This is a genomic window from Sphingobium sp. YR768, from assembly GCF_900111125.1.
In the GTDB taxonomy this organism is placed as follows: Bacteria; Pseudomonadota; Alphaproteobacteria; order Sphingomonadales; family Sphingomonadaceae; genus Sphingobium.
The window spans coordinates 354,971-377,813 of sequence record NZ_FOGE01000001.1 but is presented as its reverse complement, the minus strand read 5'-3'; the positions used below and the strand labels follow the sequence as shown (position 1 = coordinate 377,813).

28 protein-coding genes are annotated in these 22,843 nt (G+C 62.3%); 15 read left to right on the top strand and 13 right to left on the bottom strand.

Features of this window, described 5'->3' with window-relative positions; genetic code table 11:
• Positions 1 to 7 precede the first annotated feature (7 nt).
• Positions 8 to 1,258 carry a YceI family protein gene (locus BMX92_RS01830; RefSeq protein ID WP_093011323.1) on the bottom strand — a complete coding sequence of 417 codons (1,251 nt, stop codon included), beginning with the start codon at positions 1,256 to 1,258 and terminating at the stop codon, positions 8 to 10.
• A 190-nt stretch (positions 1,259 to 1,448) separates the two neighbouring features.
• Between BMX92_RS01830 and BMX92_RS01825 the strand changes: the two genes are divergently transcribed.
• A complete protein-coding gene (locus BMX92_RS01825; protein ID WP_093011320.1) occupies positions 1,449 to 1,892 on the top strand; it encodes an acyl-CoA thioesterase in 444 nt (147 codons plus the stop codon).
• On the opposite strand, the gene BMX92_RS01820 is transcribed toward BMX92_RS01825, so the two are convergent.
• Positions 1,889 to 2,266 (bottom strand): DUF983 domain-containing protein, encoded by a 378-nt coding sequence (locus BMX92_RS01820; protein WP_093010875.1) that lies wholly within the window; start codon positions 2,264 to 2,266, stop codon positions 1,889 to 1,891. The two genes, BMX92_RS01825 and BMX92_RS01820, sit on opposite strands and share 4 nt — an antisense overlap.
• A 92-nt stretch (positions 2,267 to 2,358) precedes the next feature.
• Here BMX92_RS01820 and pabB point away from each other — a divergent pair, with 92 nt between their 5' ends.
• The 6 genes from pabB to BMX92_RS01795 all read left to right on the top strand — a co-directional run bounded on the left by pabB (position 2,359) and on the right by BMX92_RS01795 (position 7,862).
• Positions 2,359 to 3,549 carry an aminodeoxychorismate synthase component I gene (gene pabB / locus BMX92_RS01815; RefSeq protein ID WP_093010872.1) on the top strand — a complete coding sequence of 397 codons (1,191 nt, stop codon included), beginning with the start codon at positions 2,359 to 2,361 and terminating at the stop codon, positions 3,547 to 3,549.
• 8 nt (positions 3,550 to 3,557) lie between these two features.
• Positions 3,558 to 4,181, top strand: a complete 624-nt coding sequence (locus tag BMX92_RS01810; protein WP_093010869.1) for an aminotransferase class IV — start codon at positions 3,558 to 3,560, stop codon at positions 4,179 to 4,181.
• Positions 4,182 to 4,369: 188 nt separating this feature from the next.
• Positions 4,370 to 5,572: a pyridoxal phosphate-dependent aminotransferase gene (locus tag BMX92_RS01805; RefSeq protein ID WP_093010863.1), complete on the top strand. Its 1,203-nt coding sequence runs from the start codon at positions 4,370 to 4,372 to the stop codon at positions 5,570 to 5,572.
• A gap of 296 nt (positions 5,573 to 5,868) precedes the next feature.
• Positions 5,869 to 6,021 carry a hypothetical protein gene (locus tag BMX92_RS27240; protein WP_177184895.1) on the top strand — a complete coding sequence of 51 codons (153 nt, stop codon included), beginning with the start codon at positions 5,869 to 5,871 and terminating at the stop codon, positions 6,019 to 6,021.
• Positions 6,005 to 6,679: a peptide-methionine (S)-S-oxide reductase MsrA gene (msrA, locus tag BMX92_RS01800; protein WP_371262264.1), complete on the top strand. Its 675-nt coding sequence runs from the start codon at positions 6,005 to 6,007 to the stop codon at positions 6,677 to 6,679. The genes BMX92_RS27240 and msrA overlap by 17 nt, the downstream gene beginning before the upstream one ends.
• A gap of 67 nt (positions 6,680 to 6,746) precedes the next feature.
• Positions 6,747 to 7,862, top strand: coding sequence for a zinc-binding dehydrogenase (locus BMX92_RS01795; RefSeq protein ID WP_093010860.1), 1,116 nt, complete (start codon positions 6,747 to 6,749; stop codon positions 7,860 to 7,862).
• A 30-nt stretch (positions 7,863 to 7,892) separates the two neighbouring features.
• Here the strand turns inward: BMX92_RS01795 and BMX92_RS01790 are convergent, their stop codons facing one another.
• Positions 7,893 to 8,666 carry an SDR family oxidoreductase gene (locus BMX92_RS01790; RefSeq protein WP_093010857.1) on the bottom strand — a complete coding sequence of 258 codons (774 nt, stop codon included), beginning with the start codon at positions 8,664 to 8,666 and terminating at the stop codon, positions 7,893 to 7,895.
• Positions 8,667 to 8,786: 120 nt separating this feature from the next.
• On the opposite strand from BMX92_RS01790, the gene BMX92_RS01785 reads away from it, so the two are divergent.
• A complete protein-coding gene (locus tag BMX92_RS01785) occupies positions 8,787 to 9,659 on the top strand; it encodes a helix-turn-helix domain-containing protein (protein ID WP_093010854.1) in 873 nt (290 codons plus the stop codon).
• Between the two features lie 99 nt (positions 9,660 to 9,758).
• On the opposite strand, the gene infC is transcribed toward BMX92_RS01785, so the two are convergent.
• The 3 genes from infC to thrS all read right to left on the bottom strand — a co-directional run bounded on the left by infC (position 9,759) and on the right by thrS (position 12,730).
• Positions 9,759 to 10,292, bottom strand: a complete 534-nt coding sequence (infC, locus tag BMX92_RS01780) for a translation initiation factor IF-3 (RefSeq protein ID WP_093010852.1) — start codon at positions 10,290 to 10,292, stop codon at positions 9,759 to 9,761.
• Positions 10,293 to 10,446: 154 nt separating this feature from the next.
• Entirely contained in the window at positions 10,447 to 10,725 is a 279-nt protein-coding gene (locus BMX92_RS01775) for a hypothetical protein (protein ID WP_093010850.1), read from the bottom strand.
• On the bottom strand, positions 10,715 to 12,730 hold the full coding sequence (thrS, locus tag BMX92_RS01770) for a threonine--tRNA ligase (protein ID WP_093010848.1): 2,016 nt from the start codon (positions 12,728 to 12,730) through the stop codon (positions 10,715 to 10,717). The genes BMX92_RS01775 and thrS overlap by 11 nt, the downstream gene beginning before the upstream one ends.
• 174 nt (positions 12,731 to 12,904) lie before the next feature.
• Here thrS and BMX92_RS01765 point away from each other — a divergent pair, with 174 nt between their 5' ends.
• From BMX92_RS01765 to BMX92_RS01750, 4 genes are all read left to right on the top strand, one after another.
• Positions 12,905 to 13,339, top strand: a complete 435-nt coding sequence (locus BMX92_RS01765) for an ExbD/TolR family protein (protein ID WP_093010846.1) — start codon at positions 12,905 to 12,907, stop codon at positions 13,337 to 13,339.
• A gap of 147 nt (positions 13,340 to 13,486) precedes the next feature.
• Positions 13,487 to 14,164: a hypothetical protein gene (locus tag BMX92_RS26795; RefSeq protein WP_143066701.1), complete on the top strand. Its 678-nt coding sequence runs from the start codon at positions 13,487 to 13,489 to the stop codon at positions 14,162 to 14,164.
• 594 nt (positions 14,165 to 14,758) lie between these two features.
• Positions 14,759 to 15,082 carry a hypothetical protein gene (locus tag BMX92_RS26790; protein WP_143066700.1) on the top strand — a complete coding sequence of 108 codons (324 nt, stop codon included), beginning with the start codon at positions 14,759 to 14,761 and terminating at the stop codon, positions 15,080 to 15,082.
• Between the two features lie 14 nt (positions 15,083 to 15,096).
• Complete coding sequence (locus BMX92_RS01750) at positions 15,097 to 15,342, top strand: hypothetical protein (RefSeq protein ID WP_093010840.1); 246 nt, start codon at positions 15,097 to 15,099, stop codon at positions 15,340 to 15,342.
• A gap of 249 nt (positions 15,343 to 15,591) precedes the next feature.
• Here the strand turns inward: BMX92_RS01750 and BMX92_RS01745 are convergent, their stop codons facing one another.
• A complete protein-coding gene (locus BMX92_RS01745) occupies positions 15,592 to 16,524 on the bottom strand; it encodes an IS1595 family transposase (protein WP_093010838.1) in 933 nt (310 codons plus the stop codon).
• A 99-nt stretch (positions 16,525 to 16,623) separates the two neighbouring features.
• Here BMX92_RS01745 and BMX92_RS01740 point away from each other — a divergent pair, with 99 nt between their 5' ends.
• From BMX92_RS01740 to BMX92_RS01730, 3 genes are all read left to right on the top strand, one after another.
• Positions 16,624 to 17,217 (top strand): hypothetical protein, encoded by a 594-nt coding sequence (locus BMX92_RS01740; RefSeq protein ID WP_093010836.1) that lies wholly within the window; start codon positions 16,624 to 16,626, stop codon positions 17,215 to 17,217.
• Positions 17,214 to 17,405, top strand: a complete 192-nt coding sequence (locus BMX92_RS01735) for a helix-turn-helix transcriptional regulator (RefSeq protein ID WP_093011314.1) — start codon at positions 17,214 to 17,216, stop codon at positions 17,403 to 17,405. The genes BMX92_RS01740 and BMX92_RS01735 overlap by 4 nt, the downstream gene beginning before the upstream one ends.
• A gap of 74 nt (positions 17,406 to 17,479) precedes the next feature.
• Positions 17,480 to 17,659, top strand: coding sequence for a hypothetical protein (locus BMX92_RS01730; protein WP_143066699.1), 180 nt, complete (start codon positions 17,480 to 17,482; stop codon positions 17,657 to 17,659).
• Positions 17,660 to 17,662: 3 nt separating this feature from the next.
• Here the strand turns inward: BMX92_RS01730 and BMX92_RS01725 are convergent, their stop codons facing one another.
• Genes BMX92_RS01725 through ubiB form a run of 6 tightly spaced genes read right to left on the bottom strand, consistent with a single transcriptional unit; the run spans position 17,663 to position 22,839 of the window.
• The gene (locus BMX92_RS01725; RefSeq protein WP_093010832.1) at positions 17,663 to 18,028 is read right to left on the bottom strand and encodes a DsrE family protein; all 366 of its coding nucleotides are present in this window, start codon (positions 18,026 to 18,028) and stop codon (positions 17,663 to 17,665) included.
• A complete protein-coding gene (locus BMX92_RS01720) occupies positions 18,016 to 18,786 on the bottom strand; it encodes a HesA/MoeB/ThiF family protein (protein ID WP_093010830.1) in 771 nt (256 codons plus the stop codon). Before BMX92_RS01720 ends, BMX92_RS01725 begins: the two co-directional genes overlap by 13 nt.
• A 4-nt stretch (positions 18,787 to 18,790) precedes the next feature.
• Complete coding sequence (gene dut, locus BMX92_RS01715; protein WP_093010828.1) at positions 18,791 to 19,246, bottom strand: dUTP diphosphatase; 456 nt, start codon at positions 19,244 to 19,246, stop codon at positions 18,791 to 18,793.
• Positions 19,221 to 20,465: a bifunctional phosphopantothenoylcysteine decarboxylase/phosphopantothenate--cysteine ligase CoaBC gene (gene coaBC / locus BMX92_RS01710; protein WP_093010826.1), complete on the bottom strand. Its 1,245-nt coding sequence runs from the start codon at positions 20,463 to 20,465 to the stop codon at positions 19,221 to 19,223. Before coaBC ends, dut begins: the two co-directional genes overlap by 26 nt.
• Entirely contained in the window at positions 20,462 to 21,322 is an 861-nt protein-coding gene (locus BMX92_RS01705) for a nucleotidyltransferase domain-containing protein (protein ID WP_218145723.1), read from the bottom strand. The genes coaBC and BMX92_RS01705 overlap by 4 nt, the downstream gene beginning before the upstream one ends.
• Positions 21,301 to 22,839: a 2-polyprenylphenol 6-hydroxylase gene (gene ubiB, locus BMX92_RS01700; RefSeq protein WP_093010822.1), complete on the bottom strand. Its 1,539-nt coding sequence runs from the start codon at positions 22,837 to 22,839 to the stop codon at positions 21,301 to 21,303. Before ubiB ends, BMX92_RS01705 begins: the two co-directional genes overlap by 22 nt.
• Positions 22,840 to 22,843: the final 4 nt, after the last annotated feature.

Genomic DNA, 22,843 nt, shown 5'->3' with positions numbered 1-22,843 from the left:
GCCTGGCTCAATCCTTCCGCTTCGCCATGAAGCTGAAGGTGACGGCGACCTGCGGGGTGAGGCCGGTGCTGCTGTCGCCATTGCCGACGTCAAAGGCGCTGCGGGCGACGGTGGCGCTGCCCGTCACCGTGCGGCTGGTATCCTTGCCGGACAGGGTGAAGCGGATGGTCTGCGGCTTCGACACGCCCTTGAGCGTCAGGGTGCCGCGGGCGCGATAGCTGTTCGCGCCGGTCGCTTCCGCACCGCTGGCGGTGAAGGTGGCGGTGGGGTGGGCGGCGCTGCCGAAAAATTCGTCGCCGGGCAGCATGCCGTCCTTATAGGCGTCGCCCACGCTGGCCGATGCCATGTCGATCGTCACCTTGATCGCGGCGCTGGCGGGATGGTCCGGGTCCATGGCGATCTGCGCGGTCCATTTGGAAAAGCTGCCGCTGATCGTGTCGCCATCATTGCCGACCGAAAAGCCGATGCGGCCGCCGGGTTGCACGGTCCAGGCGGGGGGAGGGCCGATGGGCTCCTCTTCGGCGACGGTCGCTTGCGTTGCGTTGGCGACGGCATTGTCGGCCGGGACGGTGGCGTTGACCGCTTCCGCTTCGGCGGTGTTGGCGACCTGATTGTCGACTTCGTCGTCTTGCGGGGCAGGCGCTGGCGCGGCAGGCGCCTGTGGTGCAGGCAGGATTGCGCGGCCGGCGACGAAGCCCAGCAGGATGAGCGCGGGCAAAGCGATCAGCAGCGCGGGCGACCGGCCCGGCACCATCCGCCAGATCAGGCCATCGCCCATCAGGACATGGTGGCGCAGCGCACCCGCGACATGGAGCAGGAACAGGGCGATGCCCAGCCAGGCGATCAGGCCATGGCCATTTTCCGCCAGCGCATGGACGGAGGCGGGCAGCGGCAGATGCGGCAAAGGCAGCAGGCCGAAGAGCAGGGTCGGCACCTTCACCTTCGCGGTCGACACCAGCGCCCATCCGGTCAGCGGCGCGCCCAGCATGAAGGCATAGAGGCCGACATGCACGGCGGAGGCGAGCGCGCCCTGCCAGCCGCCTTCCAGCTTGGCTGGGCGGGGTTTCCAGTAGCGGATGGCGATGCGGGCGACGGTCAGCGCCAGGATCAGCATGCCAACCGATTTGTGCCATTGATAGAGGTGGAAGCCATGCGCGCCCAGCCCCTCCAGCGCCCAACCAACGGCGATCTGGAAGGCGAGCAGGGCGGCGATCGCCCAGTGCAAAATGATGGCGGCGAGGCTGTAACGCTGCGGCATGGGATATCCTTGGGTCATGTCGCGGGCGAAATTAAGTCTGGCGCACGATGCTGTCCATGCTCACAAGTCGAAACGCATTGTTGCTCATGTGTCCAAAAGGCCGCAGTTTCGTCATTTTTCTGCGACCAATTGCATCGTTGGCCATGATGGCTATGGCAATGTGACAGAAAATTCCAAAGGAAAACAGGACATGGCCAAACCCGAATCCTGGCGTCTGAACCCCGAAGCCTATCGCTTCGTGACCAGCATCGACACGCGGTTCCAGGATCTGGATACCATGGGCCACATCAATAATGTGGCGATTTCCGGCATTTTCGAAACCGCGCGCATCCGGTTCCACCATCATATGGGCCGTCATCCGCAGGAACAGGGCGTGCGCTGGCTGGTGGCCAATGTGAACCTGAACTTCGTGGAGGAATCGCATTTCCCCTATCCGTTCGAGGTGCATTGCGCGATCGGCCATATCGGTCGCACGAGCTGGACCATCAGCTCGGCCGGGTTCCAGAAGGGCGTGTGCGTCGCCACCTGCGACACCACGGTCGTCACGCACGGGGCCGAAGGGCGCCGGTCGATTGACGATACGCTGCGCGAGGCGATGGAACTGAACTTCCTGCGGATGCCCGAAACGGCCTAACGAAAACCGGCCATCCGTCGGCTCCACTGAAAGGCGATGACCCCGCCCTTGACCGGCTGGATCAGCGCGGCTGCCAGCAGGATCGCCAAAGTCGGCCAGATCACCGCCTGCCAGCCCATCGGGATGGCGAAGGCCGCATTCACCTCTATCATCAAGGGCAAGAGAATATGCCCCAGGAGCAGGATCACGATATAGGCGGGGAAGTCGTCCGCCTGATGCCCGTCCAGCGACTGGCCGCAATGCGGGCAGGCGGATGCGGTTTTCAGGAAGCGCGCGAACATCCGCCCCTCGCCACAGGCCGGGCAGCGGCCGCGCAGCCCATGGGCGATGGCCGGGCCGATCGGGCGGTCTGGATGCGGGGCGGGATCGGTCATGGGATCGGGGCTAGGGGGTCGGCTGCCTGCGCGCAACAGAGCATCGCGCGCCTATTTCCTTTCGCTGATCGTAAAGATTGTTAAGAAGCGCCATGCGCCTGCCCGGTCCCGACGAAATCTTCTGCCTGTTCGACGATGCACGTGCGCAGGGCGCGGCGCATGCGCGGCTCTATCGCGATCCGGTGGGGATCATCGCGGCGCAGACCATGGCGGAGGTGCAGCCCGCGCTCGACCGGCTGGCCGATGCGCGCGAGGATGGCCTGCATGTGGCGGGCTATATGGCTTATGAGGCGGGGCTGGCGCTGGAAGAGCGGCTGGCGCCGATCGCGCAGCGGCGCGGCGGCAATAGGCAGCCGCTGCTGTGGTTCGGCCTCTATGAAGGCGTCAGGCTGATCGCACCGGACGATTTGCCCGCGATGCTGCCCGATCCGTCCGGCGCCTCCGTCGGTCCGCTAAGGCCGCTGGTGGACGAGGCGGCCTATCATGCCGCCTTCGATCAGGTGCAGGATTATATCCGGGCGGGCGACATTTATCAGGTCAACCTGACCTTCCCCTGCGACGTCGATATCGCAGGCGATCCGATGGCGCTCTATGCCGCGATCCGGCCCCGCGCGGCGGCGGGCTATGGCGGGATCATGCGGACGGGCACGCAGACGATCTTGTCCTTTTCGCCCGAACTCTTCTTTACGCAGGTGCGCGGCCAGCTCACCGCGCGGCCGATGAAGGGTACGGCAACCCGCGCGGCCGACGCGGCGCAGGATGAAGCGCAGGCGCGATGGCTGGCAAGCGACGCCAAGCAGCGGGCGGAAAATCTGATGATCGTCGACTTGTTGCGCAACGACCTGTCGCGCGTGTCCTGCGCGGGGAGCGTCACCGTGCCGGACCTGTTCAAGGTCGAAACCTATCCCACCGTGCATCAACTGGTGTCGACGGTGCGCGCGCGCATTCTGCCCGGCCTGTCGCCGGTCGATGTGCTGCGCATACTCTTCCCGTGCGGATCGATCACCGGCGCGCCCAAGGTGCGGGCGATGGAGATTATCGACGCGGTCGAACCCCACTCACGCGGCGTCTACACCGGCGCGATGGGCTGGATCGATCCGGAAGGGGACGCCGCCTTCAATGTTGCCATTCGCACCATTTGCGTCGAAGAGGGGGCAGGGACCGGGCGGCTTGGCCTGGGTTCGGGCGTTGTCGCGGATTCGGAAGGCGATTCCGAATGGGCCGAATGCCTGGCGAAGGGCCGCTTCCTGTCCGTTGTTGACGCATCGCACGCTGGAGCTTGAAGTTTTCCATGGCATTGGCTGACGGACGGTTCGACCTGCTGGAAACCATGGCTTTCGATCCGCTCGAAGGCGTTCGCTTGCTGGACCTGCATCTGACCCGGATGAAGGCGAGTGCGCAGGCGCTGGGCTTCAGCTTCGATCGTCACGATGTCCGCAATGAATTGCAGGCCGCGACCTTCCGCCTGCGCGAACGCAGTCGGGTGCGGCTGATGGTGTCGCGCCGGGGATCGGTGGCGATCGAGGTGCGCGATCATCTGGCCTGGCCCGACGCGATCATGAAGGTCGCCGCAGTGCCGCGCCATGCGCCCGCGCAGGATCCGCGCCTGCTGCACAAGACCACCGACCGCAGCCTGTACAAGGATGCGCTGCGGCGTGGCGGCACCTATGAGGTGCTGCTGATCGACGCGCAGGGCTATCTGACCGAGGGCTGTTTTTCGTCCCTTTTCGTCGAGCGGGGGGACAAGCTGGTGACACCGCCGCTCTCGCGCGGGATTTTGCCCGGCATATTACGCCAGAGCCTGATCGACATGGGTGAGGCGGTGGAGGGCGACCTGCGCCCCTATGATCTGGAGAACGGCTTCTTCATCGGCAATGCCGCGCGGGGGATGGTCGCCGCCACGCTGGCGCGATAGCCACTCCAATTCTGCCGTAAAGCCATTAACGCCCATCTGGCTGGTTGCCGGATCGTCCGTTGCGCACTAAGGGACGCCGCGTCCGCTAATCGTGCGGGCCTCGGGGATTTATTGTTTTTGGTCGCGATTTCCAAGCCAGCAGGCAGTTTATACCTGCTTCGAAATCGCTCTGGAGAAAGATTATTATCATGAGCCAGACTTCCGCTGCCCTCGGTCGCATCCAGCCGTCCGCCACGCTCGCCATGAGCGCCCGCGTGAACGCGCTCAAAGCCGAAGGTGTGGACGTTATTGGCCTCTCCGCTGGCGAACCCGATTTTGATACGCCCGATTTCGTCAAAGAGGCGGGCATTGAAGCCATTCGCAAGAATCTGACCCGTTATACCGACGTGGACGGCACCGCCGACGTCAAGGAAGCGGTCGCCTTCAAGTTCAAGCGCGACAATGGCCTGATCTACAAGCGCAGCGAGATCAGCGTCAATTCGGGCGGCAAGCACACTTTGTTCAACGCGCTGGTCGCGACCGTCGATGCAGGCGATGAAGTCATCATCCCGGCGCCCTATTGGGTCAGCTATCCCGACATCGTGAATTTCGCGGGCGGCAAGCCGGTCTTTATCGAAGGCCCGGCGTCGCAGGGGTACAAGATTACCGCCGCCCAGCTGGAAGCCGCGATCACGCCGCGCACCAAGTGGGTGATGCTCAATTCGCCGTCCAACCCCTCGGGCGCGGCCTATTCGGCCGATGAGCTGAAGGCGCTGGCCGATGTGCTGCTGCGTCACCCGCATGTGCTGGTGATGACCGACGATATGTATGAGCATGTCTGGTACGCATCGACCCCCTTCGCCACCATCGCGCAAGTCTGCCCGGAACTCTATGACCGCACGCTGACGGTCAATGGCTGTTCCAAGGCCTTCTCCATGACCGGCTGGCGCATCGGTTTTGCCGGTGGCCCCGAATGGATCATCAAGGCGATGAGCAAGCTGCAATCGCAGTCGACCAGCAACCCCTGCTCGATCAGCCAGGCCGCCGCCGTCGCCGCGCTGACCGGCCCGCAGGACTTCCTGGAAGACCGCAACGCCGTGTTCAAGAAGCGCCGCGACATGGTGGTCGCCATGCTGAACGACGCGCCGGGCCTCGACTGTCCGACGCCCGAAGGGGCCTTCTACGTCTATCCCGACGCCAGCGGCGTAATCGGCAAGACCACGCCCAAGGGCGTGCTGATCGACAGCGACGAAACGCTGATCGGTTATTTCCTGGATGAGGCCAAGGTTGCCGCGGTGCATGGCGCTGCCTTCGGCCTGTCGCCGGCCTTCCGCATCAGCTACGCCACCTCGGACGAGGTGCTGAAGAAGGCCTGCACGCGGATTCAGGAAGCCTGCGCCGCGCTGAAATAAGCACGCGCAACTTCGCGGTTGCGACATAGGGAAGACCGGCGTGAAAGCGCCGGTTTTTCTGTCAGATCAAAAAATGGAAACGGTCTTTTTCGCGCCGCACCGTCTTGCGATTGTCGCCGGGCGCTCTATATGCCCGTTGCACAAAGAAACTGAATAAGAGGCTGCGTTCGTCGCTCTCCTGCCCACATTGGTCGAAACCCGCTCACGCAGGGCCGGCCGTTCAGTCAGGGGCAAGGCGCATGAAGGTAGCCGCATAGCCGGTAGGACCGGCAGTAGAAGGTAGAAAGGCGTTTGCCATGATGGCGTTTCTGAAATCCGACCTGTTCCTGCGCTTTCTGGGCGGGTTTGCGATCGGCGCTGTCGGCATGTTCATGCTTCAGCCCGAAGAGCCGCCGATGTTCGGCTCCACCGCTGTTGCGGCGACCCAGAGCCATGGTGCGGCGCTCTAAGGCCCTTACCCTATTCTTTCTCGCGGCGCTTGCCGCCGCTTTCCCCGCACATGCCCAATCGCCCCTGCTGGCGCCGGTTCCTGCGATAGACGCCGCGCCGACCCGCAAGCTGGAAACCGCCATTTTTGCCGGCGGCTGCTATTGGGGCGTGGAGGGGGTCTTCTCCCATGTCAAAGGTGTCCATCTCGCCGTCTCCGGCTTTGCCGGTGGTCCGCGCGATCGCCGGGTCGATTATGAGACGGTGAGCGAGGGCGACACCGGCTTTGCCGAGTCGGTCCGGGTGACTTATGATCCCGCGCAGGTCAGCTATGGCACATTGCTGCGCATCTTCTTCTCGGTCGTGGCCGATCCGACCACGCTATATTATCAGCGCCCCGACAGCGGCACCCAATATCGCAGCGCGCTGTTCCCGCTGAATGCAGAGCAGGATAGGGCGGCCCGCGCCTATCTGGCGCAACTGGGCAAGTCCGGCCTGTGGCGCGACCCGATCGTGACGCGGGTGGAGGCTTTTACCGGCTTTCAGGATGCAGCGGCCGACCATCAGGATTTCGCCCGCAAAAACCCCTGGCATCCTTATATCATGCGTTGGGACAAGCCGAAGATCGCGGCGCTCAAGACGATGTTCCCGGCGCTCTACCGGGAAAAGCCGTCGGCCTGATCCGCCGCGCTTGCCATTGGCGCCGGCGTGCCTACCTGATGTCCGCAACAGCATAAGGAGCATTGCCATGGGCGAAACGCGCGGCCTCAAGATCATGACCGCATTGGCGCAGGATGGCCGGTTGACCGTCGAACTGGTCGAGGAAAGCCTGCCGCCGCCCACCGGCCATGAGATACTGATCCGGGTCGAGGCGGCGCCGATCAATCCGTCCGATCTGGGGCTGTTGTTCGGCCCGGCCGATGTCGCCAATGCCGATTATGGCGACGGGCGGATCGTGGCGCAGATGCCCGACGCGGCGGTGCGGGCCATGGCGGCGCGAATCGGCGAGGCGATGCCGGTCGGCAATGAAGGCGCGGGGACGGTGATCGCGGCGGGCGACGCGGCCGAGGCGCGGGCGCTGCTGGGCCAGCGGGTCGCCTGTGTGCCGGGCGGAATGTTCGCGCAATATCGGTTGGTCGATGCCCGGTCCGTGCTGCCCTTGCCGGACGGGGCAAGTGCGGAGGAGGGCGCGTCCGCCTTCGTCAATCCGCTGACGGCGCTGGGCTTTGTCGAAACCGCGCGAGCGCAAGGGCACAAGGCGATCGTTCATACCGCTGCCGCCTCCAATCTGGGGCAGATGCTGGTGCGCATTTGTCAGGAAGATGGCGTTCCGCTGGTCAATATCGTCCGCAGTCCGGCGCAGGCGGAAACGCTTCGGGCCTTGGGCGCGGACTATGTGCTGGACAGTTCGCAGGCGGATTTCGCCGAGGTGCTGCGCGATGCGATCGAGGCGACGGGCGCGACCATCGCTTTTGATGCGATCGGCGGCGGCACGCTGGTCGGGCAGATACTGGACGCCATGGAACGCGCCGCCAGCAAGGGCGCGGCCTATAGCCGCTACGGCTCCGACGTGCTGAAGCAGGCCTATATCTATGGTGCGCTCGACACGGCGCCCACGGTCATCACCCGCAGTTTCGGGTTCGGCTGGAGCGTGGGTGGCTGGCTGCTCTTCCCTTTCCTCCAGCGCGCCGGGGCGGAGACGGCAGAACGGATGCGCCAGCGGGTGCGCGACAATCTGACCACGACCTTCGCCAGCTCCTATAAGGCGCGCATTTCGCTCAAGGACGCGCTGAGCCGGGAGGCGGTTTTGGCCTATAACGCCCGCCGCACGGGCGAAAAATATCTGATCCTGCCCAACGGTTAGGGGGTGAGGGGGCATGATGCCCCCTCCGTTTTACTTGGTGGTGTAGCCGCCATTGACCAGGATGGTCTGCCCGGTCATCCACCAGCCGTCCGACACCAGCATCCGGATCCAGGGCACGATATCCTTGATGTCGGTCAGCCCGGTCTTGGAGAAGGGCGATAGGGCGGCGGCCGAGCGATGATAGGCGACGGCTTCTTCGCCTTCAGCCGGATAGAAGAAGGACGTGTCCATCGGGCCGGGGCCGATCGCGGTGACGGAAATGCCGCGTGCGCCAAATTCCTTGGATGCTGCGCGGGTGAAATGTTCGACCGGCGCCTTGGTGCCGGCATAGGCGGCGTAGAAGGGCGTGTAGGCGCCCAGCAGCGACGTCACCAGCGTACAGATTTTGCCATTATCCTGCACATGCTTGCCCGCTTCGCGCAGGAAGAAAAAGGCGCTTTTGGCATTCACCGCGCTCATTTCGTCATATTCGGCTTCGCTGATCTCGGTGAAGGGCTTTTTCAGCACCTTGCCCACCGTGTTGATGGCGATGTGCGGGTTGCCGAGGGCGGCGGCGGTATCGGCGAACAATTTCTCCACGGCCGCGGCGGAGGTCAGGTCGGCCTGAAAGGCTTCGGCCTGCGCGCCCGTTGCCCGGACCGCTGCGACCGTTTCTGCGGCTTCGGCGGCGGAGGCGGGGCTGTTATAGTGGATGGCGACGGCAGCGGCGCCCTGGGTCGCGAGATCGCGGGCGATCAGGCCGCCCAGATTCTTGCCGCCGCCCGCGATCAGCACCGTTTTTCCCGCGATTTGATGGTCCGTCATGGCAGCTCCGTCCTTCTGTCTGGATGATGGGCTGTCAGTTTATCGGTCGTAAAACATGCCCGCTTCCGCATTCCGGCGAATTTGCTTAATCTGGCGCAAACTCTTTGCGCAGGAGAGTCGGTGAACGATAGCGAGCTCCGCGTCTGGGATGGCAAACGGCCCTTGCTGAGCCGCGCGATCGTGGAACGGCGGCAGACGGAGGTCGGGGCGCTGGGCATCGTGTCCGCGACCGAGACGCTGGCGCAGGCGACCGACTGGTGTTTCGAGGAAGCGCATCACAGCATCGTCGTGCATCTGGGCGGACGGCTCGACCGGATGGAGTGCGAATTTTCGCAAGGGCCATCTGGCCGGACTTTACCGGCGGCGGGTGACATATGGATGATCCCGGCGCAATGCCGCTATGCCGCGCTGGCGCAGGGCGATCATGCGCGCTTCGTGGAATTTCGCCTGCCCACGTCATGCCTCAAGGATGCGTCGTTCAATGCGCGGGTCGGGCATCGCGATCCTTTCATTCATGCCGCCGCGACGCGCATGGCCGACCTGATGGCGCGACCGGACGATGATCTGGCGGTCATGGCGCTGCATGCCATGGCCGAAGCGCTGAAGCTGCACATGATGGACCTTTATGGCCGCCAGGGGCGAAGCGGCAGCGATGGGGCATTGTCGCAGGCGGACCGCGCGCTGTTGTCGGCAGCGATCCGGGATCAGTTGGATGGGCGGCATAATCTGGCATCGCTGGCGGCGCTGGTCGGCATGGATGTCCGCCGCTTCACCGATGCCTTCCGGCAGGCCTTTGGCGCCACGCCCTGGCATTATGTGCTGACCATGCGTCTGGAGGAGGCGGCGCGTCAGATGTTGGCGACTACGCGCCCGGTGACGGACATCGCCCTGCAACTGGGCTTTGCCACGCCCAGCCATTTCTCCACCGCCTTTGCGCGCCATTTCGGCGTGCCGCCATCCCGCTATCGCGCGATTGGCGGAAGGAGCGTCTGACGGAAAGATTGGCGGCTCGGTCCCGCACTGGCCGGGAAAAGAAAAAGGGCGGCGCCTGATGGCGCCGCCCTTTTCGAAAATTCATCCGATGTCGCAGCCTTATTTCGGCGCGAGCACCATAAGCATCTGGCGGCCTTCCATGCGGGGATAGGCTTCGACCTTGGCGATTTCCTGGACGTTTTCGGCCACGCGCTGGAGCAGGTTCATGCCCAGTTGCTGGTGGCTGAGTTCGCGGCCGCGGAAACGCAGGGTGATCTTCACCTTGTCGCCTTCGCCAATGAAGTCATGGACCTTCTTCATCTTCGTATCATAGTCATGATCGTCGATGTTCGGACGCATCTTGATCTCTTTGAGTTCCTGCGTCTTCTGGGTCTTGCGGGCGATATTCGCCTTTTTCTGGGCTTCGTACTTGAACTTGCCGATGTCCAGGAACTTGCAGACCGGCGGATCGGCGTTCGGCGAGACTTCCACGAGATCGAGGCCGATCTCATAGGCCTGCTCGATCGCCTCCTGCGTAAACATCACACCGAGATTTTCGCCTTCATCATCGATCACGCGCACCTTGGGCACGTTGATGAATTCGTTATAGCGGGGGCCAGACTTCGGCGGCGGCGCCAGCGGGCGGCGCATCATCGGGGGACGTATAGCAGTATCTCCTATGGTCGTTTCAAAAACGGACGGCTCTTAGCGGCTTTTATGCAAAGCCGAAAGGGGTGCGTGCCTCCGTCGTAACGGAATCACGCACCCTTGCGGCATTTCTGCCTCAATGCATGTCGGCATTGCCGGCTTAGATGTCAAGGAACAGTGGCAGCAAAATCGCCAGAAAAGGCGCGGCGGCGATAAGGGCTGCAATGGCCAGCGCTATTCTGGGCCATCGCCGACGCAGCAGGGTCAGGCCAATCATCAAGGCAATGCCACTGAAGAAAAGAGAAAATGTCGGCGGCGAGCCAGGAAGATGATGATGAAATATGGTGGCGGCGATAGACCAGAGAGTGGTCTCGATGGCGATCAGGAGCAGCGCGGCGGTAAAGGCCGCGCTGCCCGGCTGATCTTGATTATAGGCCACGCAAATCCGGCGCGCGGGCCTCCTTCGCAAGACGTTCGATCACGTCGTCCAGCGAAAGGAAGCTCTGCCCTTCCTTGCCCAGTTCGCGCAGCGCGACCGTGCCTTCTTCCGCCTCGCGGCGGCCGACGACCAGCAAATTCGGCACTTTCCCGAGGCTATGTTCGCGCACCTTATAGTTGATCTTCTCGTTGCGGACGTCGATTTCGGCACGGATGCCGGCCGCGCGCAGCTTCTCGACGGCGGCCTTCGCATAGTCGTCCGCGTCGGACACGATAGTCGCGACGACGGCCTGCACCGGGGCCAGCCACAGTGGGAATTTGCCCGCATAATGTTCGATCAGGATGCCGATGAAGCGTTCATAGCTGCCGAAAATGGCGCGGTGGAGCATGACGGGGCGGTGGCGTTCGCCATCCTCGCCGACATAGCTTGCGTCGAGTCGGTCGGGCAGCACGCGGTCCGACTGGATGGTGCCGACCTGCCAGGTGCGGCCGATCGCGTCGGTCAGATGCCATTCCAGCTTGGGCGCGTAGAAGGCGCCTTCGCCCGGCAATTCTTCCCAGCCAAATTCCGGCGTGTTGAGGCCGGCGGCGGCGACCGCGTTGCGCAGTTCCTCTTCGGCCTTGTCCCACATCTCTTCGGTGCCGAAGCGCTTTTCGGGGCGCAGGGCGAGCTTGATCGAGTAAGTGAAGCCGAAATCCTTGTAGATGCGGTCGGCCAGCGCGCAGAAGGCGCGGACTTCCTCGACGATCTGATCCTCGCGGCAGAAGATATGGGCGTCGTCCTGCGTGAACTGGCGCACGCGCATCAGGCCGTGCAGCGCGCCATGCGGCTCGTTGCGGTGGCAGCAGCCATTTTCGTAGAAGCGCAGCGGCAGGTCGCGATAGCTTTTGATCCCCTGCTTGAAGATCAGGATATGCGCCGGGCAGTTCATGGGCTTGAGCGCCATCCAGTCGGCGTCATCCGACACCAGCGGGCCTTCATCCTCCACGTTCGGCACTTCGTCGGGGATCACGAACATATTCTCGCGATATTTGCCCCAATGGCCGGACGTTTCCCACTGGCGCGCATCCATCACCTGCGGCGTCTTCACCTCGCGATAGCCCGCGTCATCGATGGCGCGGCGCATATAGGCTTCCAGCTCGCGCCAGATGAGGTAGCCCTTGGGGTGCCAGAACACGCTGCCATGCGCTTCCTGCTGAAGGTGGAACAGGTCCATTTCCGCGCCCAGCTTGCGATGGTCCCGCTTGCCCGCTTCTTCGAGGCGCGTCAGATGCTCGGCCAACTGCTTCTTGTTGAGCCAGCCGGTGCCGTAGATGCGCGTCAATTGCGCATTCTTTTGATCACCGCGCCAATAGGCACCTGAGACACGCATGAGCTTGAAAGCTTGTGGGTCGAGCTTGCCGGTGGAGGACAGATGTGGACCGCGACACATGTCCATCCATGCGCCTGCACTGTTTGGCTGGCCGGACCAGTAGATGGTCAAGTCCTCGCCTTCGGGCAATTCGGCGGCCCATTCTGCCTTGAACGTCTCGCCCTGCTCTTCCCAGCGCGCGATAAGGTCAGCCCGGTTCCAAACCTCGCGTACCAGAGGTTTGTCCGCACGGATGATCTCGCGCATTTTTTCTTCGATGGCGGGAAGGTCGTTGTCATTAAACGGCCCGCGTTGACGATCAGCGGGCGCCATCACGTCATAATAGAAGCCGTCGTCCGTCGCCGGGCCGAAGGTGATCTGCGTGCCGGGGAACAGGCTCTGCACCGCTTCGGCCAGCACATGCGCGAAGTCGTGCCGCGCCAGTTCCAGCGCGTCGGCTTCATCCTTCGCGGTCACGAGGGCAAGCTGCGAATCCTGTTCCAGCGGGCGGCCGATATCGCGCAGTTCGCCGTCGACGCGCGCGGCAATGGCGGCTTTCGCCAGACCCGGCCCGATCGCCGCTGCAATATCCGCCGGGGTAGTGCCGGGCGCGACTTCGCGCACGGAACCATCGGGCAGGGTGATCTTGAGCATGGCGGACACGGGGGGAGTCTTTCTGTTGAAATGTCAGGTTGTGCGGGCTGAAATGCCGCGCCTTCCCCTTAAATGGGCGGTCGGTCCTGTCAATAGAACCCCTCTTGCCAAGATGCTGCATGCGGCGCATCATCCATGTACTGATATATCATATTTCAGCATCAGGAGGGACGTATGGCTTTGCGCTTTGCTACACCCCAATCGGGCGATCAGGGGACGCCCATTTCCGATCTGAACACGACACCGCTGATCGATGTGATGCTGGTGCTTCTCATCATGTTCATCATCACCATCCCGATCCAGACGCATAGCGTGGCGGTCGACCTGCCGGCACAGGCGCAGGAACTGCCGATTCGGATGGACCCGGTAAAGAACAAGGTGACGATTGGCGCGGATGGCGTGATCCGCTGGAACGGGGCGGCAGTCGATCGGCTGACCCTTCGCCAATATCTGGCCGCCTCGATGCGGACTCCGGTCGAGCCGGAACTCCAGTTCGAGCCGGACGCGGCGGCCCGCTATGTTACGGTCGATGAGGTGCTGGCTGACATCAAGCGGTCGGGCGTCAGCAATATGGGCTTCGTCGGGAATGAGCGATACGGCGCATTCTGATCGGGAAGGTCAAGCTTGCTTGCTTATGTGTAAAGTAAGCTTGACTCTCTCTTTGTGGCGAAGGTAAAGCGTCCTGGCGTTATTATACTTCGCATACCCCGCGATGGAATCGGGTGACGCAAGGCCGTCAATCAGTATGTTGCTGGAATGGATGATATACGTGATTTCGGGATTGCTGTCGCTGACGCCATACGCCTGAATGATTGCTTCCATGAACTCTACAGGATTTTTGAACAGCGGCCTTTCACGAACCTAGACAGGCAACTTATTTCGCAAATGAAGACGCTTGATCCGAGTGATGCCGATGATGATTGGCTAAGGCGATCAGCCTTGGATGAAATAGCTCAAGCATATGTCAGGTCCGCTATCTTGTATCGCCATTGCCCTTTGTGGGTAAGAACCAAAGATACAGATGAGCAGGTTGACTCCTATTCTGTTCCTTCCCTTGATAATAGAATGATTAAGTCGGGGGCGTATATCACAGGCTCCCATCCAAAAGGCTACCTTGAAGGCAGGCCGCTATGGATCAAAAAGTCAGATTGGGCCGCCTACATCAATAAAATTCTAATCGAACGCTACGGGCATCCCGCCCCACCTCCGACTCCTTCAGAACGTGCCCCGACTTTCAAAAGAGGAAATCCTCCAAGTCGTGACGCCATTTTGGCGAAGGCGGACGAAATGCATGCTCGCGGCCTAAGTACGATAGAGATAGCCAGAGACATGCGATTTGAGGATGGGTTTGAATATGTGGCCAATCGCGATGCCCGCGAATTGATAAAAGGCAGATACAAAAGAGTTGGTCGTGCAGGTCGCCAAAAGAAATAGCACGCCAATGTGCGCTATTATGCGTGCTATTAATTATCTAGTTCTATCAACATTTTAAATGAACGACACATGCGCTCATTGCTGAGCAATTCCAGTCGGTCGATAAGGGCCTCCATCAACAACGGAGGCCCGAAACGCTCATGCTATCAAGGGATTTGCCAGCACGTCACATCCACGGGCGATGCTGGGTAAGAGAAGGCCCGCCAAACGCCTGTATGGGCAGGAGCGCGGCGGGCCTGACGTGGATAATCTATCCTATGGCCGGGGGCGGACTGGCGTCGAGCGCTGGCTTCCTATCCGCGTCCTCTCGGGTCCGATCCCCGACGTCTCCACCAATACATGATCCTCTGCGGGGCAGCAAGCTCCATCCAGAATCATGGACAAGACATTCCTTATATCCTAGCCTGCCGCCGTCATTCCGATCTTGGTCGTGAGGATTGACGCACATTGCGTGCTGAGCGCGAGTCATCCCTTTGTCGGGTGGCTCCCGGAATAAAAGAGCGCCCTCGCGTGAATACGGGAGGCGTGCTGCTCGCGCTCGCACGCGACCAACCGCCCGGCTTCGGACGGGCATTGAGCGCGGGGTTTTGACCCATGAGAAGTGATACCGCTGCGGCGGTTACGGGCGGATTTTTGGCGTTAGCCGTACTTGGCACGCTGGCCTTTAGGACGGGCGCGGTTCCGTTCGGATATGATTTCTTGGCACCGCCTGTGCAGTTGGCCAATATTCGTGATCAGGTCGCCAGCGACGCTGTTGCGCAATATCGCATTGTAGAAACCAACGGTTCCGGCATTGATAGATGCGTGCAAGCCGGGCTGGTGGTGGCCGCATATCTGCAAGCGCAAGATAATTCCGGCTATTATGTCTGGAAGAATGTCCAAAGGGAGGAATGCGGCAAGGCAGGCATTCCTATTTAGATGGAGGGTTTGGTATGGATTTCAAAGAAACCGACATTGTGACTGCGCAAATTTTTATAGCTAACGCTATTGGGGAAGCCCTTGAAAAGAGAGGATTGCTTTTAAGGGAAGAGTTAGCAAACTACGTTGATGATGAATCTTCAAAATTAGATTCTATTCCATACGCTAAATATATACTTGATCTTACTGCCAAGGTTCTGAGGCAAAAAACCCCGGTTCCTCCCACCTTTAGGGTTATCGATGGCGGTTTGAGCGAGTAAAAGAATACGCGCTTCAAATTCTTCGGGATCGATCCAATTTGATTTGTTTTGCATATCCATAACTCAGGCAGCATACACCATATGCTGCCTACTTTCTAGGGGTAGCAGAATTACGAACCAAAAACTCAAAAGCTGAATCTGCCTCTATGGGATTTAGTTCGCCAGCGGCAACCATGCGCTCCACCTCGTCGCGGAACCGCTTGCTTTGCTCTTCCTGCGTCAATTCCTGTTTTTGCTTCGGCACTAGGATTACAACCCTGCGTTAGTCCTCTTGTACGTCAGGCGTTTGCCGATGACGCCCGACAATAACACATTGGCACGGTCGTTGTCATTATACCCAAGAGCAACACGGTGGCTGTACCGGAAATCGAATTCCGCCAGATAGCGATGCAAGTGCTTCTTCTGGCAGTGTTGATAAATACCACGCATGCCGCGCTTGAAGATGCTGAAATAGCCTTCCACGGTATTGCTGTGGATCGCCGCGTTATCGGCGTTCACATACTCCCCACGGCCATGCGCAACGCTGCTGTGCGCGGCATAACCCTTGCCGGGCAGTTTGTAGTGCTTAGCCTCGTCCGTCATGAGATGCGCATCTGGCGATAGCTTTCCCGCAAGCACGGGGCCGATGGATGCTGCACTCATATCGCCGGTAAAGACGATGGAAGACGCGCGTCCGGTCTCACGGTCGATAAGCGATACGACCTGCATCATGTTGCGGATAGCCATGCGCGACGGTGGTGCATCGGGATCGCGGCCAATAAAGGTTTCGTCGGCCTCTACGACGCCACCGCCTTGCCCCATAAGCGGCCCGCCCTGCTGCATCGCTTCACGGATGCGATGCGACATGAACCAAGCGGTTTTGAGTGTCACGCCAAGAATGCGGTGGAGTTGATTGCTGGAAACGCCCTTTTTGGAGCCTGCAATGAGATACATCGCTTGAAGCCAGATATGCATAGGCACGTGACTAGCCTCAAAGATGGTGCCGATCTTCACGGTGAAGGGCTTGCGGCACTGGTAGCACTTGTAGGCTCCAATGCGGGTGGATTTGCCACCCATCTTTCCAATGCGTTCCACTCCGCCACAGTGCGGGCAAACCGGACCCTCAGGCCAGATACGCGCTTCAACGTAAGCGTAGGCCGCTTCTTCATCGTGGAAATGCTTGGCGGACAGGGCGGAAACCATCGATCTAACTCCTTATGGAGCATATATGGCTGTTTTGCGTGGGTACGTCAAGTATAATAACGCCAGCGTCCTTGACATCATCAAGGAAGGACGCCGCTCATGGCAACCGACGACATGACATATCCCGCGCCCTGGCGGCTTGGCCTGGCCGTTGTGCTTTTCTGTCTGCTGATGTTCGGCGCGGGGCCGGTGGCGACCGTCTTGCAACTGACCGGCAATGCCAAGCTGCCCTTGCTCATTCCCGGCTTCGCCGCATTGCTGTGGATGGGATGGGAATCGCGCCGGTACATAAGGCTGACGGGCAATGCGACGCCGGCCATGATGCGCTATATGCGGCGGCTGATCCCGCTCTGGATCGTCTATGCGCTGTTTCTGATCGCCGCGATCAACCTGCAACGCGGGCTGGCGCCGCAGGGGGCGCTGGCAGTGGCGATCGCGATCCTGCCCGCTTTGCCGCTGATCGGCTTCATCTGGGCGATGGGGCGACTGTTCGTCGAGGAAAGCGACGAATATCAGCGGATGCTGCATGTCCGGCGGGCGCTGATCGCGACCGGATTTCTGCTGGTGGTGTCAACGGTCTGGGGTTTTCTGGAAAGTTCGGGCCTTGCCCCGCATGCACCGGCCTGGTGGGCCTTCATCCTCTGGAATATCGGCTTGATCGTGGCGGGCATCCTGCCATGGGGGCGGCGATGAAGAACCGGTTGAAGGTGCTGCGCGCGGAACGCGACTGGAGCCAAAGCGATCTGGCGGCGCAACTGGGCATCTCGCGCCAGAGCGTCAATGCGATCGAGACGGGCAAATATGATCCCTCGCTGCCGCTGGCCTTCCGCATTGCCGACCTGTTCGGCTTGACGATCGAGGCGATTTTCCTGTGCGATTGAGCCTGTCCGGGCGTGGCCCTTGCCCGGCGGGGGCATTACGGATAATTTCCCCGGCGGAAATGGAGGCAGGCAGGATGAAGGCGATGCGTTATGCGCTGAGCGCGCTGCTCTGCTATGCGGCCTTCTGGGGCGCGGCCCATATTGGCCTGTTGCCCATATTGCGCACTGACAGCCTGCCCGATGCAGTGGCGCGGGCCACGCCCGGTGCCGATGCGCCGCGCCAGATGTGGCATTATCTGCCGATCATTCGTTAAGCTTCAGACGAATAGCAGCCGGGCGTCGTCGTCGGTCTGCTGAAGGAAAGCGACCGGGCCGCCCGTCTCGATCCCCGCAGGCAGCATGTCGGCCGACAGCCCTGCCAGCGCCATCCCGCTCTGGCAGGCGATGATCGCGACCCCCAGCGCCAGCGCATCCTCGATCAGGGCCGCGATGGAGGGCAATCCGGCGGCCTGATGCGCTTCGTCGCGGGGGGCGGTGACGGGCAGGCGCAGCAGGGCGACGGCATCGAGTTGCAGGAACAGCGTCGCGTCCCCGCCCAGCGCCGCCTGCGCCGCCGCCAGCACCAGCGCGCCGCGCAGCCGCTCCGCATCCGCCGTGGCGACGATGATCCTTAAGGGGCGCATAGTAACGCAGCACAACCAATGCAGCCGGGGTCCTTCGCCACGTCGATCGTGCGGAAGCGCATGGAGAGCAGGTCGGCGATCAGCAACCGTCCCGCCATGTCGGCGCCGAACGGCACCAGCGCGCGGATCACCTCCAGCGCGGCGAGGCTGCCGATCGTGCCGGTCAGCGCGCCGATCACGCCGGTTTCGGCGCAATTGCGTTCGGGCGCATCCTGCGGCGCGCCGACCAGGCAGCGATAGCAGGGCTTGTCCTTTTCCCAGCCACGATAGGTGGCAAGCTGTCCTTCGAACGGCCCGACCGCCGCCGATACCAGCGGGATGCGCAGCCGTTGCGCGGCATCCGCCACGACCAGACGGGTGTCGAAATTGTCGCAGCCGTCCAGCACGATATCGGCTTCGCGCAGGATCAGGTCGGCATTGTCGGCATTGATCCGGGCGTTGATCGGGATCAGCTTGATATCGGGGTTCAGCCGCGCCACCGCGGCCATCGCCGCTTCCGCTTTGGGTGCACCGATATCGGACGTGCCGAACAGAATCTGTCGCTGAAGGTTGGACAGGGCGACCGCGTCATCGTCGATCACGCGGATCGTGCCGACGCCGGCAGCGGCGAGGTAGAGGATTGCCGGGCTGCCGATGCCGCCCGCACCGATCACTGCCACATCGGCGGATAGCAACCGCGCCTGACCCGCGCCGCCAATCTCTTTGAGGACGATATGCCGGGCGTAGCGCTCAAGCTGGTCGTCGCTCAGCATCGTCATCGCGTCACACTCCTGTCGAACCGAAACCGCCCTGTCCCCGGGCGGTGTCGTCGAGACTATCGACTTCCACGAAGCTGGCAAGCTGCACCGGCGCCACGACCAACTGGGCGATGCGGTCGCCGCGCTTGATCGGGAAGGGCTGGTCGCCATGATTGATCAGCAGCACCTTCAGTTCCCCGCGATAATCGGCGTCGATGGTGCCGGGCGTGTTGGGCAGGGTGATGCCATGTTTGAGCGCCAGGCCGGACCGGGGGCGGACCTGAATTTCATAGCCATCGGGGATTGCCAGGGCAAAGCCGGTCGCCACCGGATGGCGCCCGCCCGGATGCAGCACCATGTCCTCCGCCGACACCACGTCCATACCCGCTGCATGGGCGGTGGCATAAGCGGGCACCGGCAGACCCTCGCCATGGGGCAGGCGCTTGAGCTGGATATCAATCGGGGCGAGAGGAGAGGGCATTGGCAACCTTTTCAATGAGTTTGTCGGCGACTTCCCCCTTGGGCAGGGTCGGCCATGTTTCGATGCCGGCGGTGGTGACGATCTGGACGCTATTGGCGTCGCCGCCCATCACGTCTCCGGACACGTCATTGGCGACGATCCAGTCCGCGCCCTTCCTTGCCAGCTTGGCGCGGGCATGGTCGGCGATCTGCTGCGTTTCGGCGGCGAAGCCGATCAGCAGGGCGGGGCGCTGCGGATGATGGCCGAGCGTCGCGAGGATGTCGGGATTTTCGACCAGCGTCAGCGGGGCGGGCTGGCCCGATCCGTCCTTCTTCAGCTTCTGGTCGGCGGCGTCGGCGGTGCGCCAGTCGGCCACGGCGGCGACCATGATCGCCGCGTCGGCGGGCAGGGCGCTTTCGACGGCGGCCAGCATCTGGCGCGCGGTTTCCACGTCGACGCGATCGACCCCGGCAGGCGTGAGCAGATGGACCGGCCCGGCGACCAAAGTCACCCGCGCACCGGCCCGCGCGGCGGCGGCGGCGATGGCAAAGCCCTGCTTGCCGGACGATCGATTGGCGATGTAGCGCACCGGGTCGATCGGCTCCTGCGTCGGCCCGGCGGTGATCAGGATATGACGGCCTGCTAGCGGCCGGGCATCTCCCGCAAAATCAGGCTGATCCGACAGCATATCGACAGGAAGAGGCAAGGCGAGCAGGCGCGCGATTTCCGTCGCAATGGCTTCCGGTTCAGGCAGGCGGCCCTTCCCAAACTCTCCGCAGGCCATCGCGCCGTCATCCGGCTCCATCACATGCACGCCATCGGCCCGCAGTTGGTGCAGGTTCCGCTGTGTCGCCTTGTGATGCCACATGCGCACATTCATCGCGGGGACGGCCAGCACCGGCTTGTCGGTGGCGAGCAGCAGGGTGGTCGCCAGATCGTCGGCGATCCCGTTCGCCATCCTGGCGAGGATATTGGCGGTCGCGGGCGCGACGACCACCAGATCGGCCTGACGGCTGAGTTGGATATGCCCGATCTCGCGCTCGGCCTTCAGGTCGAACAGATCCTCATAAACCTGATCCTCGGTCAGTACGCCCAGCGACAGCGGCGTCACGAACTGCGCCGCGCTCTGCGTCAGTACCGCCCGCACGGCAATGCCGCGCTTGCGCAGCAACCGCACCAGTTCGAGCGACTTATAGGCTGCAATGCCGCCCGAGACGATGAGGAGGACGCGCTGGGTCATGGCCTCGGTGCATATCGGCGTATAGCCGTCCGGAAAAGCGCTTCCGCCGCTTCTTTGGCCGCAGCGTCCAATGTCTTGCTGCGCGGGGCAAAGATTTCGCGAGCCGTAGCGAATTCACTATCGACAAAATTCTTGACGGCGGCGGGCAGCGGCGCGCTGCCCATTTCCTTCGATGTCGCCTTCAGCGCGATCAGGTCCGATGCAATTTGCATGACATCAGACGGCGGTTCGCATTGCGCCATAAGCGTCGGAAAATGCATCGGCGCGACACGCTGGTCCGCATGGAGGCGCATCCATCGCAGCGCGGCGGCCGGTCGCAGGGCATAGAAGAGCTTCTTCAGCGCCACATCCTTGTCGTCGGAAAAATAGCTTCTCCGCTGGCCTTCGCCCAGATGCACATAATGGCGCGCAACAGCATCGCGATCCGTGAACCGGGTGGCAAGATCGAGCAGCGTGTCCCGCATCCAGGGGTCGCCGCGATAGGCTATGGGCGACATCAGCCATTCGATCACGACGGCATTGCCCTTGAGCAGCAATTTGATGGCCTTCGCCAGATCCCAGCCATTCACGTCCAGATCGCCTTCAAGCGGCGTTTCTATGACGTCACGCCGAATCCATGGTGACAGATAGTCATCCTCCCGCCTGACGAACAGGAAGCGACAGTCATAGTCGCTGTCGGGCGAGGGGAAGCCCCACGCCCGACTGCCGCTTTCGATAGCCCAGCTTATGACCACGCGATCATTGGTTTCGATCGCATCAAGCCGGGCGTCGATCTGGCTTACCGTTTCCGCGACAAAGCTGAAGGGAATGGTTCGGATATCATTGTCCATCGTACTCAGATAGCGGAACTCAGCCACATAGCGCCAGCCCCGGCCGCCGCCGCGATCGCCGCCACCAGCGAATAGCGCCAGCCGCCGCCCATGCGGATCAGCTTGACCTCGCCCAGCGGCGGCGGGGGCGGGGCGCCGCCCTTTTCGGGGAAGGCATCCTCGATCCGTCTGATCAGTCCCGGCAGCCGCTGGAGCGTGCGCATATTCTCGATCAGCGCGTCGGCGACCTTCGCCTCCGGTCCCAGTTCGTCGCGCAGCCAGTTCTTCACATAGGGGCCGCTCGTTTCCCACAGGTTGATGTCGGGGTCGAGCGCGGTCGCCACGCCCTCCACCATCACCATCGTCTTTTGCAGCAGCAGCAGATGCGGCTGGGTCTGCATGTCGAAATCGCGGGTGATGGCGAACAGCCCATCCAGCATCCCGCCGACCGAGAGTTCGCGCACCGGCTTGCCGCGCATCGGTTCGCCCACCGCGCGGAGGGCGGTCGCGAACTCGGCGACATTATGATGGGCGGGCACATATTGCGCCTCGAAGTGGATTTCCGCGACGCGCTTATAATTGCCGGTGATCAGGCCATAGAGAATCTCCGCCAGCCACATGCGCGCGCGCCGGTCGATCCGGCCCATGATGCCGAAATCGATCGCGACGATATCGCCATTGGCCTTCACGAACAGATTCCCCTGATGCATGTCGGCGTGGAAGAATCCCTCGGCAATGGCCTGCCGCAGGAAGGCGTTGACGAGGCGGGCGGCCAGATCCTTCACATCATGGCCCGCCGCGATCAGGGCGTCGCGATCGGAAATCTTGATCCCGTCGATCCACTCCATCGTCATGACCTTGCCGGTCGTACGGTCCCAGTCGATGGTGGGGATGCAATAGCCGGGCATCGCCTCCATCGCCTCGGCCAGTTCGGAAGCGGAGGCGGCTTCGCGGCGCAAATCCAGTTCGCGCGCCGTCCAGCGCTTCATATTGGCGATGACGAGGCGCGGGCGTAGCCGCGCGATCTCGCCGCCCAGCATCTCGACATGGGCGGCGGCCCATTCATAGGTCTGGATGTCGCGGTTGAACTTGTCGATCACGCCGGGGCGGATCACCTTGACCGCGACGTCGCGCCCATCGGTCGTGACGGCGCGATGCACCTGCGCGATGGAGGCGGCGCCGACCGGCACTTCGTCGAAACGGCTATAGACCTGCTCCAGCGGACGGCCGAAGCTGGATTCGATCTGCGCCCGGATCGTCTCGAACGGCACGGGGGGCAGGGCGTCCTGCAAGCGCAGCAGATCGTTCGCGGCATGATCGCCGACCAGATCGGGCCGGGTGGCGAGCGTCTGGCCCAGCTTGATCGCGGCCGGGCCGATCGACTGGAAAGCGTCGGCATAGCGGGGTTGCTTGGGCACGCGCGCGCCGAAGCGGGCGATCCGTACCAGACGGCGGACCGGGCCGGGCGTCAGCGGATCGCGTTCGATCCCCGTCAGCGCGCCATGCCGCGCCAAGGTGCGGCCCCATTTCAGGAGGCGCCAGATATGCGTGATGTGGGCGGTCATGCGG

Excerpts from the sequence above, each read along its gene's own strand:
- BMX92_RS01750 (WP_093010840.1), top strand. The coding sequence starts at position 15,097 with ATGGATTTCAAAGAAACCGACATTGTGACTGCGCAAATTTTTATAGCT.
- BMX92_RS01725 (WP_093010832.1), bottom strand. The coding sequence starts at position 18,028 with ATGCGCCCCTTAAGGATCATCGTCGCCACGGCGGATGCGGAGCGGCTG.
- BMX92_RS01740 (WP_093010836.1), top strand. The coding sequence starts at position 16,624 with ATGGCAACCGACGACATGACATATCCCGCGCCCTGGCGGCTTGGCCTG.
- coaBC (WP_093010826.1), bottom strand. The coding sequence starts at position 20,465 with ATGACCCAGCGCGTCCTCCTCATCGTCTCGGGCGGCATTGCAGCCTAT.
- BMX92_RS01825 (WP_093011320.1), top strand. The coding sequence starts at position 1,449 with ATGGCCAAACCCGAATCCTGGCGTCTGAACCCCGAAGCCTATCGCTTC.
- BMX92_RS01795 (WP_093010860.1), top strand. The coding sequence starts at position 6,747 with ATGGGCGAAACGCGCGGCCTCAAGATCATGACCGCATTGGCGCAGGAT.
- BMX92_RS01720 (WP_093010830.1), bottom strand. The coding sequence starts at position 18,786 with ATGACGATGCTGAGCGACGACCAGCTTGAGCGCTACGCCCGGCATATC.
- BMX92_RS26790 (WP_143066700.1), top strand. The coding sequence starts at position 14,759 with ATGAGAAGTGATACCGCTGCGGCGGTTACGGGCGGATTTTTGGCGTTA.
- BMX92_RS01810 (WP_093010869.1), top strand. The coding sequence starts at position 3,558 with ATGGCATTGGCTGACGGACGGTTCGACCTGCTGGAAACCATGGCTTTC.
- BMX92_RS26795 (WP_143066701.1), top strand. The coding sequence starts at position 13,487 with ATGGATGATATACGTGATTTCGGGATTGCTGTCGCTGACGCCATACGC.
- dut (WP_093010828.1), bottom strand. The coding sequence starts at position 19,246 with ATGCCCTCTCCTCTCGCCCCGATTGATATCCAGCTCAAGCGCCTGCCC.
- BMX92_RS01730 (WP_143066699.1), top strand. The coding sequence starts at position 17,480 with ATGAAGGCGATGCGTTATGCGCTGAGCGCGCTGCTCTGCTATGCGGCC.
- thrS (WP_093010848.1), bottom strand. The coding sequence starts at position 12,730 with ATGCTCAAGATCACCCTGCCCGATGGTTCCGTGCGCGAAGTCGCGCCC.
- BMX92_RS01745 (WP_093010838.1), bottom strand. The coding sequence starts at position 16,524 with ATGGTTTCCGCCCTGTCCGCCAAGCATTTCCACGATGAAGAAGCGGCC.
- BMX92_RS27240 (WP_177184895.1), top strand. The coding sequence starts at position 5,869 with ATGATGGCGTTTCTGAAATCCGACCTGTTCCTGCGCTTTCTGGGCGGG.
- infC (WP_093010852.1), bottom strand. The coding sequence starts at position 10,292 with ATGATGCGCCGCCCGCTGGCGCCGCCGCCGAAGTCTGGCCCCCGCTAT.
- BMX92_RS01805 (WP_093010863.1), top strand. The coding sequence starts at position 4,370 with ATGAGCCAGACTTCCGCTGCCCTCGGTCGCATCCAGCCGTCCGCCACG.
- ubiB (WP_093010822.1), bottom strand. The coding sequence starts at position 22,839 with ATGACCGCCCACATCACGCATATCTGGCGCCTCCTGAAATGGGGCCGC.
- pabB (WP_093010872.1), top strand. The coding sequence starts at position 2,359 with ATGCGCCTGCCCGGTCCCGACGAAATCTTCTGCCTGTTCGACGATGCA.
- BMX92_RS01830 (WP_093011323.1), bottom strand. The coding sequence starts at position 1,258 with ATGCCGCAGCGTTACAGCCTCGCCGCCATCATTTTGCACTGGGCGATC.
- BMX92_RS01790 (WP_093010857.1), bottom strand. The coding sequence starts at position 8,666 with ATGACGGACCATCAAATCGCGGGAAAAACGGTGCTGATCGCGGGCGGC.
- BMX92_RS01820 (WP_093010875.1), bottom strand. The coding sequence starts at position 2,266 with ATGACCGATCCCGCCCCGCATCCAGACCGCCCGATCGGCCCGGCCATC.
- BMX92_RS01765 (WP_093010846.1), top strand. The coding sequence starts at position 12,905 with ATGGCTTTGCGCTTTGCTACACCCCAATCGGGCGATCAGGGGACGCCC.
- BMX92_RS01735 (WP_093011314.1), top strand. The coding sequence starts at position 17,214 with ATGAAGAACCGGTTGAAGGTGCTGCGCGCGGAACGCGACTGGAGCCAA.
- msrA (WP_371262264.1), top strand. The coding sequence starts at position 6,005 with ATGGTGCGGCGCTCTAAGGCCCTTACCCTATTCTTTCTCGCGGCGCTT.